Origin of the sequence: Paenibacillus pectinilyticus (genome assembly GCF_001700435.1) — a bacterium.
Taxonomy (GTDB): domain Bacteria; phylum Bacillota; class Bacilli; order Paenibacillales; family NBRC-103111; genus Paenibacillus_E; species Paenibacillus_E pectinilyticus.
In genome coordinates, this window is record NZ_LYPC01000012.1 from 1 (window position 1) to 17979 (window position 17979).

The 17979-nt window shown below is 47.7% G+C and carries 18 protein-coding genes and 8 tRNA genes; 23 read left to right on the forward strand and 3 right to left on the reverse strand.

Going from position 1 to position 17979, the window contains the following annotated elements; all coding sequences use genetic code 11:
- Positions 1 to 136: 136 nt before the first annotated feature.
- The 8 genes from A8709_RS05895 to A8709_RS05930 all read left to right on the forward strand — a co-directional run bounded on the left by A8709_RS05895 (position 137) and on the right by A8709_RS05930 (position 942).
- Positions 137 to 228, forward strand: a tRNA-Ser gene (locus A8709_RS05895).
- A gap of 27 nt (positions 229 to 255) precedes the next feature.
- Positions 256 to 332 (forward strand) — tRNA-Met (locus tag A8709_RS05900).
- Between the two features lie 18 nt (positions 333 to 350).
- Positions 351 to 426 (forward strand) — tRNA-Val (locus tag A8709_RS05905).
- 7 nt (positions 427 to 433) lie between these two features.
- A tRNA-Thr gene (locus A8709_RS05910) sits at positions 434 to 509 on the forward strand.
- Between the two features lie 23 nt (positions 510 to 532).
- Positions 533 to 609 (forward strand) — tRNA-Asp (locus A8709_RS05915).
- A 45-nt stretch (positions 610 to 654) separates the two neighbouring features.
- Positions 655 to 727, forward strand: a tRNA-Phe gene (locus A8709_RS05920).
- A 44-nt stretch (positions 728 to 771) separates the two neighbouring features.
- A tRNA-Tyr gene (locus A8709_RS05925) sits at positions 772 to 853 on the forward strand.
- A 16-nt stretch (positions 854 to 869) separates the two neighbouring features.
- A tRNA-Lys gene (locus A8709_RS05930) sits at positions 870 to 942 on the forward strand.
- Between the two features lie 163 nt (positions 943 to 1105).
- Here the strand turns inward: A8709_RS05930 and A8709_RS05935 are convergent.
- From A8709_RS05935 to A8709_RS05945, 3 genes are read right to left on the reverse strand one after another with little or no spacing between them, the layout of a single operon-like run.
- Positions 1106 to 1411, reverse strand: coding sequence for an MTH1187 family thiamine-binding protein (locus A8709_RS05935; RefSeq protein ID WP_065851278.1), 306 nt, complete (start codon positions 1409 to 1411; stop codon positions 1106 to 1108).
- 48 nt (positions 1412 to 1459) lie between these two features.
- Complete coding sequence (locus tag A8709_RS05940) at positions 1460 to 3022, reverse strand: GMC family oxidoreductase (protein WP_065851279.1); 1563 nt, start codon at positions 3020 to 3022, stop codon at positions 1460 to 1462.
- Positions 3019 to 3615: a gluconate 2-dehydrogenase subunit 3 family protein gene (locus tag A8709_RS05945; RefSeq protein ID WP_065851280.1), complete on the reverse strand. Its 597-nt coding sequence runs from the start codon at positions 3613 to 3615 to the stop codon at positions 3019 to 3021. The genes A8709_RS05940 and A8709_RS05945 overlap by 4 nt, the downstream gene beginning before the upstream one ends.
- A 255-nt stretch (positions 3616 to 3870) precedes the next feature.
- Here A8709_RS05945 and A8709_RS35065 point away from each other — a divergent pair, with 255 nt between their 5' ends.
- From A8709_RS35065 to hisIE, 15 genes are all read left to right on the forward strand, one after another.
- Complete coding sequence (locus A8709_RS35065; protein WP_065851281.1) at positions 3871 to 4722, forward strand: NlpC/P60 family protein; 852 nt, start codon at positions 3871 to 3873, stop codon at positions 4720 to 4722.
- Between the two features lie 132 nt (positions 4723 to 4854).
- Positions 4855 to 5970 (forward strand): PucR family transcriptional regulator, encoded by a 1116-nt coding sequence (locus tag A8709_RS05955; RefSeq protein ID WP_065851282.1) that lies wholly within the window; start codon positions 4855 to 4857, stop codon positions 5968 to 5970.
- A gap of 226 nt (positions 5971 to 6196) precedes the next feature.
- On the forward strand, positions 6197 to 7327 hold the full coding sequence (locus A8709_RS05960) for an ABC transporter ATP-binding protein (RefSeq protein ID WP_065851283.1): 1131 nt from the start codon (positions 6197 to 6199) through the stop codon (positions 7325 to 7327).
- Positions 7328 to 7496: 169 nt separating this feature from the next.
- Complete coding sequence (gene hprK, locus A8709_RS05965) at positions 7497 to 8438, forward strand: HPr(Ser) kinase/phosphatase (protein WP_065851284.1); 942 nt, start codon at positions 7497 to 7499, stop codon at positions 8436 to 8438.
- A 23-nt stretch (positions 8439 to 8461) separates the two neighbouring features.
- On the forward strand, positions 8462 to 9436 hold the full coding sequence (gene lgt / locus A8709_RS05970; protein WP_065851285.1) for a prolipoprotein diacylglyceryl transferase: 975 nt from the start codon (positions 8462 to 8464) through the stop codon (positions 9434 to 9436).
- Positions 9414 to 10073, forward strand: coding sequence for a pyrophosphatase PpaX (gene ppaX, locus A8709_RS05975; RefSeq protein ID WP_065851286.1), 660 nt, complete (start codon positions 9414 to 9416; stop codon positions 10071 to 10073). The genes lgt and ppaX overlap by 23 nt, the downstream gene beginning before the upstream one ends.
- A complete protein-coding gene (locus A8709_RS05980) occupies positions 10070 to 10561 on the forward strand; it encodes an acyltransferase (RefSeq protein ID WP_065851287.1) in 492 nt (163 codons plus the stop codon). The genes ppaX and A8709_RS05980 overlap by 4 nt, the downstream gene beginning before the upstream one ends.
- A 179-nt stretch (positions 10562 to 10740) precedes the next feature.
- Entirely contained in the window at positions 10741 to 11733 is a 993-nt protein-coding gene (locus tag A8709_RS35395; protein ID WP_065851288.1) for a peptidoglycan-binding domain-containing protein, read from the forward strand.
- Between the two features lie 304 nt (positions 11734 to 12037).
- Positions 12038 to 13219 carry an ATP phosphoribosyltransferase regulatory subunit gene (locus tag A8709_RS05990; protein WP_065851289.1) on the forward strand — a complete coding sequence of 394 codons (1182 nt, stop codon included), beginning with the start codon at positions 12038 to 12040 and terminating at the stop codon, positions 13217 to 13219.
- Between the two features lie 62 nt (positions 13220 to 13281).
- Entirely contained in the window at positions 13282 to 13917 is a 636-nt protein-coding gene (hisG, locus tag A8709_RS05995) for an ATP phosphoribosyltransferase (protein ID WP_065851290.1), read from the forward strand.
- Positions 13918 to 13947: 30 nt separating this feature from the next.
- The gene (gene hisD, locus A8709_RS06000; RefSeq protein ID WP_065851291.1) at positions 13948 to 15234 is read left to right on the forward strand and encodes a histidinol dehydrogenase; all 1287 of its coding nucleotides are present in this window, start codon (positions 13948 to 13950) and stop codon (positions 15232 to 15234) included.
- A complete protein-coding gene (gene hisB, locus A8709_RS06005; RefSeq protein ID WP_065851292.1) occupies positions 15235 to 15843 on the forward strand; it encodes an imidazoleglycerol-phosphate dehydratase HisB in 609 nt (202 codons plus the stop codon).
- Positions 15844 to 15845: 2 nt separating this feature from the next.
- Positions 15846 to 16448, forward strand: a complete 603-nt coding sequence (gene hisH, locus A8709_RS06010) for an imidazole glycerol phosphate synthase subunit HisH (RefSeq protein WP_065851293.1) — start codon at positions 15846 to 15848, stop codon at positions 16446 to 16448.
- A gap of 115 nt (positions 16449 to 16563) precedes the next feature.
- Complete coding sequence (hisF, locus tag A8709_RS06015; RefSeq protein ID WP_065851294.1) at positions 16564 to 17322, forward strand: imidazole glycerol phosphate synthase subunit HisF; 759 nt, start codon at positions 16564 to 16566, stop codon at positions 17320 to 17322.
- Positions 17319 to 17975, forward strand: a complete 657-nt coding sequence (hisIE, locus tag A8709_RS06020) for a bifunctional phosphoribosyl-AMP cyclohydrolase/phosphoribosyl-ATP diphosphatase HisIE (protein WP_065851295.1) — start codon at positions 17319 to 17321, stop codon at positions 17973 to 17975. The genes hisF and hisIE overlap by 4 nt, the downstream gene beginning before the upstream one ends.
- Positions 17976 to 17979 lie beyond the last annotated feature (4 nt).

Sequence of the window (17979 nt, forward strand, 5' to 3'; positions counted from 1 at the left end):
TGGAAGTGCGGTAACGTATGCAGCTGACGAATACTAATCGGTCGAGGGCTTAACCAAAATTCCTAAGAGTATTACTTTACGCAAGTTTCGTATCTAGTTTTCAGGGAATACTATTCCTGAATGGTATATATATCTTGGAGAGATACCCAAGTGGCTATAAGGGGACCCTCTGCTAAGGGGTTAGACTGCGTAAGTGGTGCGAGGGTTCGAATCCCTCTCTCTCCGCCAGTTCCAAATATATATACACTTTTATGTGGCGGCGTAGCTCAGCTGGCTAGAGCGTACGGTTCATACCCGTAAGGTCGGGGGTTCGAGCCCCTCTGCCGCTACCATAAAACCAAACACCAGATGGAGGCTTAGCTCAGCTGGGAGAGCATCTGCCTTACAAGCAGAGGGTCGGCGGTTCGATCCCGTCAGCCTCCACCATCATTATGCCGTTGTAGCTCAACTGGTAGAGCAACTGACTTGTAATCAGTAGGTTGGGGGTTCAAGTCCTCTCGACGGCACCATTTTTTGTAAAGATTTGTAGCATGGAGCTGTGGTGTAGTGGCCTAACATGCCTGCCTGTCACGCAGGAGACCGCGGGTTCGAATCCCGTCAGCTCCGCCATTTCTTATCACAATTAATGTAGGACATGCTATATAACAATCATTTGGCTTTGTAGCTCAGTCGGTAGAGCAGAGGACTGAAAATCCTCGTGTCGGCGGTTCGATTCCGTCCAAAGCCATTGAGATGGTTGTATTACTTAGGTAATACGGGTATCTCGTATCCGGAGGCTTAGTGAAGTGGCTAAACACGGCAGACTGTAAATCTGCTCTCTTCGAGTTCGGTGGTTCGAATCCATCAGCCTCCATTTTCCTTTCACCTACGAGTCATTAGCTCAGTTGGTAGAGCACCTGACTTTTAATCAGGGTGTCGTAGGTTCGAATCCTACATGACTCACTTTTATAAGTAACAAACGTTCAAGGCCGAGTGGTCTTTTTTTGTTTATATAGGCATGGTAAGTCAATACAATATGCGAAAGTAAGAGAAAAAGCATCCTAGGCTAGGATGCTTTTTTTGGTATTCGGAGATAGGCTCCGATGCGATGAACTGCAGTTGATGATCAGGAGAGCTTTGCGGCGACGGATTGCATTTTTTGTTCCATCGACGCGTCGGGCTTGTCGCGGCGATCGTCGATTTTGATCGAGGTGGAGACCCGCGCAGCACCGTTCAGGAAGGGAACTTCATGAACGGCACGTATGACCTCGAATAAGCGGTCCAGGGGGCCTTCCAGGATGGTGCCCATGGGTGTCATTTGGAAGCGAACATCGCTATGTCGCTCTAATTCTTTATGCAGATCGGCCACATAGCCGCTTAGGCTTGTGGTTGCTGTGCCGATGGGAATGATCGTGAACTCAGCTATAGCCATTGGGATCAATAGCTCCTTTCTTGTATGAGGCTCCAGTAAGCATAAAAATCAGGAGCTGGCGAGGTCAATGATGTAATCGGCTGTGCGTGCAGCGAGCGCCATGACGGTCAGTGTCGGATTACTCCCACTGGAGGTTACGAAGAGACTAGCATCGCAAATGAACAAATTCGGGATATCATGACTTTGACCATACGAATTAACAACGGAAGTCTTAGGATTGTTCCCCATACGGCAACCCCCCATTAAATGTTGTGTACCTGGCACGACATAGGCGATCTCCCCGCCAGCTGCGCGGAGGATTAACTGCATGTTATCAACAGCGTGATCTATCAGCTTGAGATCGTTGTCACTGTACTTGAAGGTTAGAGATGCCAATGGCATGCCGTATGCATCTTTCTCGTCCGAGAGGCTCACATGATTGTCCCACGCCGGCAGCACTTCCCCGACCATTTTCACACGCCCATAGAAGTTGTAATCAAGCATTGCCTTTTTAAAGGAAGGCCCCCACATGGGGGCTTGTGTCGATTTACGGATACCCTCAGCCATCTCGATAGGCCTTGAGCCGTGTGCATGCAAGGTATAGCCCCGAACGAAGCCTCTGCGTGGATCTGTTTCGTAGAAATCCTGGGTGGAAGCAAGTACAGGTGTACCTTTATACAAACGGATTTCCTGTTCGAATTTGGCATAAACATCGTTGCTGCTGTGCGTCATGATTGCCCGCCCGACCCAACCGCTAGAATTAGCTAAGCCCTCTGGAAATTGTGCTGTAGCTGAATGAAGGAGCAATCGAGGGGTTTCTACAACATGAGCACATAGGATAACGGTTCTAGCTCGTTGACGGTAGGTCGTGCCTTGATGATCAAATAGAACCCCGCTAGCATGTCCGTAGGCATCTACCTCGATTTGGGTGACTCGGCAATCTGCGAGGATTTCTGCGCCAGCCTGAACGGCTTTGGGAATCTGGAGGATCAATGTGCTGAACTTTGCGTTAGGTATACATCCTTGCAGGCAAAAACCGCGATTCGTACAGGCGGAACGTCCCTCCAGTGGAGAGGAAAGGATAGCCAAAGGAGTAGGCACGGACTGGATACCAAGGGATTTGCAGCCTTTATGGAATAAGAGGGCATTGGGGCTAAGTGAATCTAATTCAGGAAAGGGATAAGGGCCGTGAAAATTTCCCCAAGGGAAATGCTTAGGACCAGATACGGAAATTTCTTTTTCAATCCTAGCGTAGTAGGGTTCAAGGTCCTTATAGTGAATGGGCCAGTCCTCTCCGACGCCATCAATGGCCTTTGTTTTGAAATCAGATTCATGAAAACGCAGAAAGACCCCCGTAAAGTTCTGGGTGCCACCGCCAATGCCCATCCCCGATTGATGTCGTCCATTGACGAAAGCTTCGTCAGCCTCAGTAAGACGCGTATCCTGCCAAGCTAGGCTTTTCATGCTCAATTCATCGCTTGCGAAATCCTTAACAGGATCGCGCCAAGGTCCCGCATCGATAACGACCACGCTGAGCCCGGCTTCACTTAGCTCCTTGGCCAGAACCCCTCCAGCAGCACCTGCGCCTACGATGACGATATCAACCGTTTCACTTTCATGGCGCCATTTCATGATGGTTTCACAGCCTCCCATGTTTCTAACTGTTCAGGGCTATCTAATGAATACCCACGAGGGTATGCAGGGCCGCCGAAGCCGATTTCGGACCAAACTAGCGGGTGCGCATAGTACGCTTCGACACTAAGCTGCATGAGCTTGTGAAATAGGGCCTTCTGAGGAATACCCTCCCAATTTTTTGTTGCGGGATAGCTAGCTTCGCCAATATGGAGCATAATGTTGCGTTGATTCATCTCATCTAATTGAAAAAAGGGCTGGCTATTCGTGAACCAACCCGTTTCATCGATCGCTTTAAGCCCTTGACGTAGGAGAACACGCATAGAGGGTGTGCCTGCTTTACGGTGACCTTCGCCTTTATTTTCGAAGAGTATACGATCGATATGGCTGATGATGGATTGAATGATTTCTCCGCGATCATCGTCCATAAGCAGTGAACACCAGGATCGCAAAGTTTCTGCTTCCACTGTTGTTAAGAAATTATAGGAATATTCGCGAACTAGCCGAGCGTTCACAATGGATCGCGTGTGCGCATCCCACTCGGTGCTTTCTTTCATAACGTCATAGGTCGGGTAATGTTTATGATCTGTCATGGCATGTCACCTCCATAGCTAGCCATATCTTCATCTATAAAGTGCTACTACAATTATTTCCAAATTCTCAAAGATTATGAGGATTGTCATGCAAAGGGCAATGAAAGAATTGGCATGCTTGCCAATGTCATGGTTGATAGGAAATATTTTAGGAATGAAAGTCTTTTCATTGCCATGGTAATCTTGTACTAGTAAAGAGAGATGGTTACCATTTTAACCAATTCACCAAGAGAGAGCGTACAGGAGGAAATACCCATGTTAAAGATTCTTGCACAACGAACTTTAGGAATTACAGCTGCGATCACAATCGCGTTATCAGCAACTACTGCCATTTCCGCCTATGCCGCGAATGATGATATGGATGCCGTTTCTTTGGCTAATAAATTGGTTGGTATTGATTATTCCAAAAGCGCTGAAACACCGACTGCTGGTTTTGACTCTTCAGGTCTAATCTACTATGTCTATGAGACACTAAACTACACTGTCCCTAGAACCTTAAGTGGGCAATTTAATATGAAGTCAACGAAAATTACGAAGATCGATAAAGCAGAGCCTGGAGACATTCTATTCTTTGGAAGCGGCACGACGCCAACGTATGCTGGTATCTATGTCGGCAATGTGAAAATGGTTATGGCATCGAAAAGTAAAGACGAAGTCGTTACACGCAATGTAAGCGAGCTTAAAGGCAGCTTTATTGGCGGAAGAAGCATTCTATCGTCCAAAGATCGTTTGAAAGCTGAGTTAATCTTGACTGCTCAGAAGTATCTTGGAACTCCTTACGAGTTTGGAGCAAAATATGGTCAAACGAAGACGATGGATTGTTCATCGTTTACAAAAACGGTTTTTGCTGCATACGGGATGACGCTGCCGCGTGTTTCTCGTGATCAAGCCAAGGAAGGTACATTCGTTAGCAAAAGTAACTTACAAGTCGGCGACTTGGTGTTCTTCACAACGCCTGATTCCGGTAAGAATATTGGACATGTCGGCATCTATGTTGGTGATGGTATGATGATTCACACTTATGGTGAAGGTGGCGTCAAATTTACTTCGATTAATAAAGAATGGTGGGCTGACCACTATGTTACAGCTCGTCGCGTACTGAAATAGCACATCATACTTAGAGAACCCTTTTGCTAAACGAGCAGGAGGGTTCCTTGTTATTCACAGGTAGGGGCACACCTATGGTACAATAGTGAGAAAAATATAGAAGTTGCTATAGGCAGTAAGGAGTGAAGGCAGATGATTTGGGAGCATGTCAGAGAGCGATTGGAAGCGGTTTTACAGTCGCCAATACAGATAAGCCTGATACCTGAGTCCGAGTGGCACCAGCTTGTGGAGGATCAGGGAGAGCGACAAGAAGGATTTAGTCGAAGCGTTAGTCGAGGTCAGGAAGTGCTTTTCTTCGTATCGCAGGAACACAAAGAAGTCCGAATTATGCAGGTAAATGGAAGTAAGTTGTCGGTTTCTGAACGTAAGCTTGTCGAATTAACGATTGAATCCAAACAAACACTGGAGAAAAAGCAATATGGCTCCTTTCTATCTGAGGACGAAAGAAAATCTCATCAATTAAGAGATTGGCTACTGCAGCAAATGGAGCGTGGGACGAGCCATGCCGAATTGCCGGATGCTCTGGCTTCCCAATCCTCACTGTACTCAACGAAAATTCCGCTATTGTTATATGGGGACTATCCGCAGAATCAACGCGTTTCCTACACGGAACTGAAGAAGCTGCTGGAATCGTTCTTTGAAGCGGAGATCATTCTTATTCCTTTGCTGGAGAAAGAGTGGCTGATCTTAGCGCCTGAAGGACTTATTACCAGCGGAAGTGAAGAACGTGACGGAGACGAAGAAGAAAGTGTAGAGCAAACACTAGACGCTTTAGGCTCTGGCTTGTATGAGATGCTGGCGAATGAATGGGTGGGCGAATGTCACTTAGCCATTGATTTCCCAATGAAGCCAGCGAAGTCGATGTTCGCAACGGTACTAAAGCTGCGGGAAACTATCATGTTAGGCCGTTCTTTCCACGTAGGCAGCTTCATCCATCTACGCTGGGAGCTTCGTCTGGAAAAGCTGCTTCACCTTATATCGGAAGAGGAGAAAACAGAATTCTTAGAACAAGTGCTCCGCGGCACGGACCATGTCCTTGATAGTGAGACCGTCACTACGCTGGAACATTTTTTCACATTAGACTGTAATGTCAGCGAAACGGCGAAGAAGCTATATATTCATAGAAATACATTATTATATCGGTTAGACAAGTTCAAAAACGAGACTGGTTTGGATGTTAGGACGTTTAATCATGCGGTTTTGGTGCGACTTGCCTTGTTATTGTACAAAGTAACGAAAAGAAAGTGATTTTTTTGTAGGGATTGTGCATAGTCAGTCCGTCGTTCGTAGGGTAAGATGTGTATATAGAAATGTTGATGAGAAAACCTCTATCGAAGCCATTCAGAGATGAGCGAGCGCGTTAAGAGGTAGGTTTTATCGCCAATAAGAAAGCTGTTTTCGGAATCCGAAAACTTACACTTTCCCATGTGGTAAATAAATCATTTGAACGATAAATTGTAGGGGGAATGAAATCATGGCAGGCGTACGTTTAAATCATATCGTTAAAAGATATTCTGGTGCAGAAGAATCAACGGTTAAAGATTTCCATCTTGAAGTTGCAGATAAGGAGTTCGTTGTACTAGTTGGTGCATCCGGTTGCGGAAAATCCACAACACTTCGTATGATCGCAGGCTTAGAGGAAATCACTGAAGGTGAACTTTACATCGGAGACCGCCTTGTAAATGACGTAGCTCCAAAGGATCGCGATATCGCGATGGTTTTCCAATCCTACGCTCTTTATCCGCATATGACTGTTTATCAAAACATGGCGTTCGGTTTGAAACTTCGTAAATTCAAAAAAGCTGATATCGATGCTCGCGTTCGCGAAGCAGCGAAAATTCTAGATATCGTTCACTTGCTTGATCGTAAGCCAAAAGCACTTTCCGGTGGTCAACGTCAACGTGTTGCCTTGGGCCGTGCGATCGTACGTGAGCCACAAGTATTCTTAATGGATGAGCCGCTTTCCAACTTGGATGCGAAACTTCGTGTACAAATGCGTGCGGAAATCACGAAATTGACAAAACGTCTTGGTGTTACGACAATCTACGTAACGCATGACCAAATCGAAGCTATGACAATGGGCGATCGTATCGTTGTTATGGATAAAGGTATCATTCAACAAGCTGCTACACCTGAAGAAATCTACAACTTCCCAGTTAACATGTTCGTTGCAGGCTTCATTGGATCCCCATCCATGAACTTCATGTCCGGAACTTTGGCATCTGAAGGCGGCGGCGTATTCTTCAAAGCAGGTTCTGTGAATGTAGAAGTACCAGCCGGTAAAGCACAAGTTCTTAAAGACAAAGGGTTTGTTGGTAAAGAAGTGATTCTGGGAGTTCGTCCAGAAGATATTCACGAAGAGCCAGTATTCTTGGAAGCTTCCCCTAAAACAGTATTCAACGTTAACGTTGAATTGACTGAAAACTTAGGTCACGAAATGTACTTGTACTTGAACGGTATCGGCGCTAACACAGTAATCGCTCGTGTTGATGGTCGTTCCGGAATCAAAGAAGGTACAAACGTTAAATTGGCACTTGATATGAACAAAGTTCATTTCTTCGATAAAGAAACAACACTATCCATCTTGGTTAACCCAAACCTATAGGATTGTACTGAAAGGCCAGCCGTTATCGGCTGGTTTTTTTGTGTATTATGATCTTTATGAACGCGATAGTTGATTTCACCTAGGTATTCTATTACGATGAAACTATTGGGAACCTGCGTGCTGCACGAAGGGCACATGGTACATAAGCAAATTCGAAGGAGTTAGGACGATGGCCAAAAAAGTAAAGGTTTCCGAGATGATAGAACTGTTACATATGGAAGTGCTAGCAGGAGAAGCTGGATTGAAGCGTCCGATTACCACAGGTGATTTGCATCGACCTGGTCTGGAGATGGCTGGTTATTTTAACTACCACCCTAGAGAACGTATTATGATGCTAGGCAAGACGGAAATCACCTTCATGGAAATGTTGACGGTAGGCGTGCGTCGTAATCGGGTAGAGCAGCTGTGCGCTCCTGAAGAGACACCTTGTATTATCGTAACAAGAGGGCTGGACGTTCCTGTTGAATTGCTGGAAGAGGCGAATAAGCAAGATCTGCCGGTGCTGCGTACGCAGATATCTACAACGATTTTTGCAAGCCGATTGACGGGATTCCTGGAAAATAAGCTGGCACCTAGTACAACGATTCATGGAGTACTTGTCGATGTGTATGGTGTAGGAATGCTAATTACGGGTAGCAGTGGGATCGGGAAAAGCGAAACTGCACTGGAGCTTGTGAAAAGAGGACATCGACTCATCGCGGATGATGCGGTAGAAATTCGCCAAAATGGCGATAAAGTGCTGACAGGGAATGCACCAGAGCTAATTCGTCATTTACTTGAGATCCGCGGCGTAGGTATCATTAATGTGATGACGCTGTTCGGCGCAGGTGCGATTCGTAATGTGAAGAAAATCTCTGTCGTTGTGAAGCTTGAAAATTGGCAGCAAGAGAAGCAATATGATCGTTTGGGCTTAGATGAAGAGCTGACTCGCATCATTGATACGGATCTGCCACTTGTCACCATACCAGTAAGACCAGGTCGAAACTTAGCAGTTATCGTAGAAGTTGCGGCCATGAATTATCGGTTAAAGCGGATGGGTTATAACGCGGCGCTGCAATTTACGAATAAATTAACGGAATCGTTAAATGAAGATTATGAGGATTTTGATTGACCACATTATGAAGGAGTGAAACCATGTTAGAAAGCGTTGCGTTTTCCTTAGGACCGATTCATGTCCGATGGTATGGCATTATTTTAGGAGCAGCCGCGTTAATTGGTTTAATGTTGGCGATTAGAGAAGGAAAACGATTCAAGATCGTGCCAGACTTTTTCATGGATCTATTGTTGATTGGCGTGCCTTCTGCTATTATCGGTGCCAGAATTTATTATGTTGCGTTCCAATGGGCAGATTATAAGGATAACTTATGGGAAGTATTCATGATTTGGCACGGCGGAATTGCGATATACGGTGCACTCATTGGATCGATTGTTGCGGGATCCTTCTACATGCGAGCGAAGGGATATAACTTCTTTCGTATCATGGATATACTTGCGCCTGGTTTCCTTATTGGACAAGCCATCGGCCGTTGGGGCAATTTCATGAACCAGGAGGCTCATGGCGGACCCGTTTCGGAGTCGTTTTTGAGAGATAGTCTGCATCTGCCTAATTTTATTGTGAATCAAATGAATATTGATGGTGTATATTATCACCCAACGTTTTTGTACGAATCGGTTTGGAGTTTTGTAGGGGTACTTCTCTTATTGTGGCTGCGTCGTCGCCCCTTTCTGCGTGCAGGAGAGCTATTTTTGGGCTATTTCGTATGGTACGCGATGGGTCGCTTCTTTATCGAAGGGTTGCGTACAGACAGCCTTGATATCACAGGACCTTCGTGGGTGGCTTCGATTATGAACGCACTATGGTCCCCGATGAAGATTGTATTTGAACCTGGGGCACTTACCTATGGAGGAAATATCAGGTTCTCACAGTTGCTATCGCTGTTGATCGTGATTGCTGCCATCATTACCATTATCGTGAGAAGGAAAAAAGGCTACGCCAGCGAGCATTACTCCGACCCAATTGTATCTTCATTGGCGGTTAATACAAACAACGTGGTTAAAGAGGATGAGACAGATAAAGGAGTCGACTATGATTCAAACCGTACTGTTTGATTTGGATGGCACAATCGTGGATACGAATGAACTGATTGTGCAATCATTTCTGCATAGCTTAGAAGGTGAGACACCGGAGCCTATTAGCCGGGAGCTTATTATCCCGAATATGGGACGTCCGTTAGTGGAGCAAATGGTGTTTTTTTCAGGTAAAAAAGAAGTGGAGGCACTTATTACGAAGTATCGAACGTTTAACATTTCCAAACACGATGAACTCGTGAGGGAATTTCCGAATGTGCGTACCGTGATGGCGAAGCTTCATGAAAATGGGATTAAGATCGGCATTGTGACGAGTAAAATTAGACAGACTACGTTGATGGGGCTTAAGCTGTGTGGCTTAGATAGCTATATTAGCAGCATCGTGACGGTGGATGACGTGAAGGAACCGAAACCGAATCCGGAAGGCATTTTCACCGCGCTGAAAGAGTTAGATGCATCAGCTGACACAACAATGATGGTAGGCGATAGTCATTATGACATTGAGGCTGCTCAAAATGCAGGTGTTACAGCTGTTGGTGTATCCTGGTCCTGGAAAGGGCGCACCTACTTAGAGCAGTACCATCCAGATCACATCATTGATGATATGTTTGACCTTCTTCCATTAGTAGGCATATCTTCGGATGTGAAGGCTGATTGAGGAACACAGATAAATATCCGGTTGATGGGCCGAATGCGCTCTGGCAAATCTACCATACCGTTAGCAAGTGGAAGGCGATCAAGAATTTCGTATTTATTCAAATTACACGGTATTCCCCTTCTTTGCGGATGAAAAACTGGATATATCGCCATGTCCTAGGCATGACGGTGGGAGAGCACTCTGCATTTGCATTGATGGTGATGGTGGACGTGTTTTTCCCAGAGAAGATCTATATTGGAAGCAATACGATTATTGGCTATAATACGACGATACTTGCGCATGAGTATTTAACGAAGGAATATCGACTTGGCGATGTACGAATTGGATCCCACGTTATGGTTGGGGCGAATACAACGATTTTGCCAGGGGTGACGATTGGGGATTACGCCATTATTGGTGCAGGCTCTGTTGTACACAAAGATGTAGCTGCCCATAGTTTTGTAGCAGGGAATCCGATGCAGGTTATTCGCACGGGTCAGGATGCTTAATGAAAGAATGCTTAAAGGACTCAACATCATTGCGATGTTGGGTCCTTTTTGTTGTGGAAGAAGAGTAGAAAATGCTTTCACGCATTTGCACGACACATTCTGGAAAGACGATTAAAAATCGCTTATAGGGAATAGTAAAGACGCAGTGAAATTATAGGTAAAGGGAAGGTGTCAGTTAGGTGCAGCATTGGAATCGTAGTAAACACGCAAATGTGAGAAAAGTGAATTTGGGATGGTTAGGAAAACGTGTAAGCGTAGGTGTGCTTGCTATTATGCTTCTCTTGGCCTTGCCGACAACGGGTTTGGCCGTTGGTAAACCAGCGAATGGACCCGATGTGTATGTTATCCAGGGTATGCTGAAATCACTAGGGAGCTATTCGGGCGATATCAATGGTTACTACGATGATCTAACTGTACAAGGTGTGAGGTACTTTCAGAAAAAACATGGACTGCCAGTAACTGGCGCGGTAGATAAACGTACACTTGAGTCGATTACTTATGGCTATATGAAGCTAAAAGGTGTTGGTCAAGGTCAAGGCGGCGGTAAAGGCATGGGCGGAGGCAAGGGCGAAGGCGGAGGCCAAGGCCAAGGTGGCGGTAATGGCATAGGCGGAGGCAAGGGACAAGGTGGCGGTAAAGGCGAAGGCGGAGGCGGAGGCCAAGGCCAAGGCGGTGGTAATGGCATGGGCGGAGGCAAGGGCCAAGGCGGCGGTAAAGGCGAAGGCGGAGGCCAAGGCCAAGGTGGCGGTAAAGGCGAAGGCGGAGGCAAGGGCCAAGGTGGTGGTAATGACATAGGCGGAGGTCAAGGTCAAGGCGGCAGTCAAACGCCAGCGCCGAATGGCGGAGCTAAGCCTATGCCGTATGGCGGTCAAACGCCAGCGCCGAATGGTGGAGCTAAGCCAACGCCAAATGGCGGTCAAACACCAGCACCAAATGGTGGAGCAAAGCCAACACCAAATGGCGGTCAAACACCAGCACCAAATGGTGGTGGGCAAAATGGACAAACACCTGCGCCTAATGGCAATGGTGGTGGTCAAATTCAGGCGCCGAATGGAAACGGCAATGGCAATGGAAGCAAGGTTCCGAATGGCGGGCAAAATCAGTCACCTAACGGAGGCCAGACTCCGAACGGTGGACAAACACCGAATGGCGGGGAAGACGACGACGAATAGTTGTTTACAAAACAACTGGGAAAAGGCATGCTGCCGATATAGCATGTCTTTTCTTTTTGGGGAGAGGTTAAGAGGCACGCGGCAGGAGTACTTGACTGGCCTATAGTTGACGATACATAGGGTTATATGACATTCTTAAATCTGGAGATGAGGCGCCAAATAAGGCGTAAATGATTGACGCTCCTAGGGATACATGATAAAATAGCCGTACATTCTTTATTTTGGTAGCATGGTAGAACGTTAATGCACTAAAGTATATGTGAATACGAACAGATTATATACTCCTACTTATTGAGGTGAGACGGTGTCGAAGCCAAAAGTATTTGAAAAGCCGTTAGGCGTGAAAGATTATTTACCTGATGCGGTTGCAAAACTTAGAAACATAGAATTCCGTGTATTGGCCTGTATGGAACGCTGGGGTTATAACCAGATCATTACACCTACACTTGAATATTACGATACAGTTGGTGTTGCAAGCTCCACGGAAGACAAGAAGCTGTTCAAGCTATTAGATCGCAAGGGGAAAACATTAGTTTTGCGCTCTGAGTTGACGGCGCCAATCGCACGTGTAGCTTCATCTTTACTAAAAGAACAGGCGTTCCCTATCCGTCTTTCTTATCATTCGAATGTGTTCCGTTCGATAGAGGAAGAAGCGGGCAGAGATTCGGAGTTCTATCAAACAGGTGTTGAATTGATCGGGGACGCTTCATCTGAGGCAGATGCAGAAGTGGTTGCACTAGCGATTGCATCGCTTCAAGCAGCAGGCGTAGAAAAGTTTAAGATTGCCCTTGGTCATGTAGGCTTCCTAAATGGATTGTTCCAAGAGACACTAGACGGCCGGACAGAGGATCAGCTTGCGTTAAAAGAACACTTGCTAAGCCGCGATTATGTCGGATATCGAGAAGCGATTAAATCGTTGTCTCTCGCACCTGACGTTGATCGTGAGCTCAATGGTGTGCTGAGACTGCGTGGCGGGGATGAGATTTGTGAACAAGCCCGCATGGTTTCGCAACATCCGATCGCACAGGATGCCATTCGACATCTATGCGAAGTGTGGGACGTGCTGAAGGCTTACGGAGTTAGTGAGCATGTCGTGATTGATTTAACAATGATCGGAGATTTCTCCTACTATACAGGTATGACGTTCGAAGGATACGCAGCAGATCTAGGTTTCCCTGTCTGCAGCGGCGGTCGTTATGATAATTTATTGAGTCAGTTTGGACGCCCGGCGCCAGCGACTGGATTTGCTCTGAAGACCAATCGGATTCTAGAAGTGACAGGTAAGGATCAGGTAGATCGGCCAAGTCGTGTGCTTATCGCTTATGATGCCGAACATCGCGAAGAAGCGTTACAGCTAGCCAAGGCTATGCGAACTAGAGATGAGGCGGTTGCAGTTATCACACAGCTTGTAAGTGAAACGAATGGTCAGCAGAGCGGCGAGGTTGGAACGGGTTATCAGGAAGTAATCAGGTTAATTACGGAATAGCCCATCAGTGAAGAGGATTTTCTTACATCCGTAATGAGGGAAGTTTGAAGGAGGTTGGAACGGTGGATGACATTCTTAAAGTAGCGATGCCGAAAGGCCGTATCTATAAACAAGCAGCGAAGCTGTTTACGAAAGCAGGTTTACCGATTCCTGAAGATTTGGAAGAGGGACGCCGCTTAATTATCCCTGTACCAGGGGCAAAAATGGAGTTTATTTTGGCCAAACCGGTCGATGTTCCGACCTATGTCGAGTATGGCGTAGCGGATATCGGTGTCGTAGGTAAGGATGTTCTGATGGAAGAAAATCGGAATGTTTACGAATTGCTGGATCTTGGGATCGCGCGCTGCCGTATGTCGGTCATTGGGCTTCCAGATTGGAAGCAAGTGATTAACCCGCGTGTCGCGACCAAGTACCCGAACGTGGCTTCCCAGTACTTCCGTGAGCAAGGACAACAGGTTGAAGTGATCAAATTGAACGGCTCTATCGAGCTGGCCCCCCTAATCGGACTGGCTGATCGCATCGTAGATATGGTGGAAACAGGGCAGACATTGAAGGAAAATGGGCTTGTGGAGCAGGAAGAGATTTTTCAAATTACGAGCCGCTTAATTGCGAATCGTGTGAGTTACCGGATGAAGAACGACTCTATCCAACGGCTGTGTGATATGCTGCAGGCGGTACTGCCGACAGTGAAGCTATAGCATCTAGTAAAAGATGAGAGGATGATGAAGATGCGGATCATGCCCGCCTCCGAATTTCAATTAAACCGTGAGGTCGAATACGGCTCTCCTGAGCAAAATGAGTCCGTCCGCCGCATCATCGATGAGGTGCGGCAGGACGGAGATACGGCGCTTCGTCGCTTAGCGAAGCAGTTCGACGGCGTCGACGTCGCTGAGCTGCGCGTCAGCGACGAAGAGATCCAAGCGGCGTATGCGCAAGTCGACGCCGCGTTCCTAGCGGCGCTGCGTCAAGCCGCCGCTAACATTCGTGCGTTTCATGAGAAGCAGAAACGCAACTCCTGGATGGACCTGCAGCCGGACGGCAGTCTGCTGGGCCAAATCATCCGACCGCTGAAGCGGGTCGGATTGTACGTGCCCGGAGGGAAGGCGGCTTACCCATCCTCCGTGCTGATGAACGCCATCCCTGCGATCGTCGCAGGGGTGCCCGAGATCGCGATGGTGACGCCACCGTCCACCGCGGGCGAAGAAGGCATCAACCCGCATATCCTCGTGGCCGCAGCCGAAGCGGGTGTGAAAGAGATCTACCGCGTAGGCGGAGCGCAGGCAATTGCCGCGCTGGCCTACGGCACAGAATCGATCGCACCGGTCGATAAAATCGTCGGCCCGGGCAACATCTACGTCGCGCTGGCGAAGCGCTTCGTGTTCGGCGTCGTCGATATCGACATGATCGCCGGACCAACGGACATTGTCGTGCTCGCGGACGAGCACGCCGATCCTGAATACGTCGCGGCCGATTTGTTGGCGCAGGCCGAGCACGATGAGATGTCACCGTCGATTCTGGTGACACCTTCAACCGAACTAGCCGAAGAGGTTCGGCTAGCGCTATGGCGGCAGCTGGACGTGCTGCCGAAGAAAGCCATTGCCGCGGTCTCGACAGCGACAAAAGGCGCGATCCTGCTTGTCGACTCACTCGACGAAGGTGTCGACGTCATCAATCGCTTGGCGCCGGAGCACTGTGAACTGCTGGTGCAGGATCCATTCACGTGGCTGCCGCGTATTGAAAATGCTGGTGCCATTTTCCTAGGTGCGTACAGCACAGAACCTGTCGGCGATTATTTCGCCGGTCCGAACCATGTGCTGCCGACGAATGGCACGGCGAGATTCTCATCGCCACTGAATGTGGACGATTTCCTCAAAAAATCAAGCGTTATTCACTATAGCAAGGAAGCGTTACTCGCGAACGGAGAGATGATTATGACACTGGCTCGCAACGAGGGGCTGGAAGGTCACGCGAGAGCGGTTGAAATCAGACTTAAAAAGGAAGGGAAGTTGACCTAGATGGCTGAACAGGATCAAGTAAGAACGCGCTCAGCGAGCGTAGTCCGTAAGACCAATGAGACGGACATTAAGCTCTCTTTTGAAGTAGATGGTACGGGAGTTTCTGAACTCCAAACAGATGTTCCATTCCTGAATCATATGCTGGATCTATTCACGAAGCATGGTCACTTCAATTTGAAAGTGGATGCGAAGGGCGATATCGAAATCGATGACCACCACACGGTGGAGGACATTGGGATTTGCCTGGGTCAAACGTTTCGTGAAGCCCTTGGCGACAAACGTGGAATTAAACGCTACGCGAGCGTCTTTGTTCCAATGGACGAAGCGTTAGCTCAAGTTGTTATTGATATCAGCAACCGTCCGCATTTCGAATACCGTGCAGAGTATCCGACCGCGAACGTTGGCAGCTTTGAAACGCAGCTTGTGCATGAGTTCCTATGGAAGTTTGCTCTTGAAGCTCGTATCACGCTGCACGTTATTGTACATTACGGACAAAACACACATCACATGATTGAAGGTGTGTTTAAAGCGTTAGCTCGTGCTTTGGATGAAGCAACATCGATTGATCCTCGTGTGCAGGGGGTTCCTTCGACGAAGGGAGTGCTGTAAGCATGATCGCCATTATTGATTACGGAATGGGCAATTTACATAGCGTGAGCAAAGCGGTGGAGCGGCTCGGCTATGAAGCAGTTGTCACCGGAGATCCGGTGCAAATTCTGGCAGCAGAGGGTGCGGTCCTTCCAGGGGTGGGCGCGTTCGGAGATGCGATGGAGCATCTGCGTGAATCTGGTCTGGATGAGGTTGTAAAGCAATATGCAGCTTCTGGGAAGCCGTTGTTGGGTATTTGCTTAGGGATGCAGCTGTTGTTCAGCAGCAGCGAAGAGCATGGCGAGCACGAAGGGTTAAACCTGCTGCCGGGCTCAGTGGTTCGTTTTCGCGGAGATTACAAAGTACCGCATATGGGATGGAATCGTCTCAGCTTTAAGCAGAGTGAGAGCCCTATTTTCAAAGGCATCGAGGAAGGGCACGTCTATTTCGTACACTCCTACCATGCGAAGCCTGAGCGAGAGGGCGATCTTTTAGCCGTGACGGATTACTATCAGCCGGTAACTGCGATTGTAGGTCGTGATAACGTCTACGGCATGCAGTTCCACCCTGAGAAAAGTGGCGAGAGCGGTATGAAGCTGTTGGGAAATTTTTTGAAATTAAGTTAAATGTGTTTCACATCAGTTTTCGGCTAAATTTTTGGATAAACGCAAATGTCCTAAGAGGACGATGTAGTCGTTTATTTTAACCCTATGTAAACAACGTCTCAAGGAGGTGCTGAGCATGTTAGCCAAAAGAATTATCCCTTGCCTCGACGTCAAGGATGGCCGAGTGGTGAAAGGCGTAAATTTCGTGAATTTACGTGATGCTGGTGATCCTGTCGAGCTTGCGGCGATATATGATAAAGAAGGTGCGGATGAGCTCGTGTTCCTCGATATTTCGGCTTCCGTTGAAGGACGCGCGACGATGGTCGAGGTGGTTCGTCAAACGGCTGGTGAGATTACGATTCCGTTCACGGTTGGCGGCGGGATCTCTAGTGTCGAAGACATGAAACGTCTCCTGCGTGCAGGCGCGGACAAAATCGGAATCAACACAGCCGCTGTGCTTAATCCTCAGCTCATTTCGGATGGCGCGCGCAAGTTCGGTTCCCAGTGTATCGTGGTGGCGATCGACGCGAAGTTCAATCCCGAATGGGGCGAGTGGGAAGTGTTCACACACGGCGGGCGCAAACCGACTGGCATTAAGACGCTGGAGTGGGCGAAGCGTGTAGAAGAACTAGGAGCAGGCGAGATCCTGCTAACGAGTATGGATGCGGACGGAACGAAGGATGGCTTCGATTTGAAGCTGACACGTGCGGTATCCGAACTTCTCACGATTCCTGTGATTGCTTCTGGTGGAGCGGGGAAAGTGGAGCATTTCTACGATGTGTTTACGGAAGGCAAGGCCGATGCAGGGCTGGCGGCAACCATTTTTCACTATAAAGAATTAACGATAGACGAGGTCAAGGCAGACCTGAAAGGTAAAGGGGTTGAAATTCGATGACATTCTCAGTAGATCAAATTAAATATGATGCGCAAGGACTTGTGCCTGCCATCGTGCAGGATGCGGTAAGTAAAGAGGTTCTAATGATGGCGTACATGAACAGTGAGTCTCTGGCGCGTACGATTCAAACGGGGGATACGTGGTTCTGGAGCCGTTCACGTGAGGAGCTTTGGAATAAAGGGGCAACTTCCGGTCATACGCAAAAAGTAAAGGCACTTCGCTACGATTGCGATGCCGATACACTTCTTGTACTCGTGGAACAAGTAGGACCAGCTTGCCATAATGGTACGTATACTTGCTTCACAAACAGCATTGCGTTGGAAGCAGAAGGCAGTACGCAAGAAGCAACTGCTGCTACGGGTGATCGTTTTGCTATTCTAGGCGAGCTTGAAGCCGTCATTGCTTCCCGTGACGCGGAGCGCCCTGAGGGTGCGTATACGACCTACCTTTTCGAAAAAGGCGTCGATAAGATCCTGAAGAAAGTCGGCGAAGAAACGGCAGAGGTCATTATTGCAGCTAAAAATAAAGACAATGATGAGCTTCGTTATGAAGCGAGCGATCTTATTTTTCACTTAATGGTTCTTTTGCGTAATAATAAATTGCCATTGGATGATATTATGAAAGAGCTGGCTAATCGGCACGTCAAAAAATAAGAAC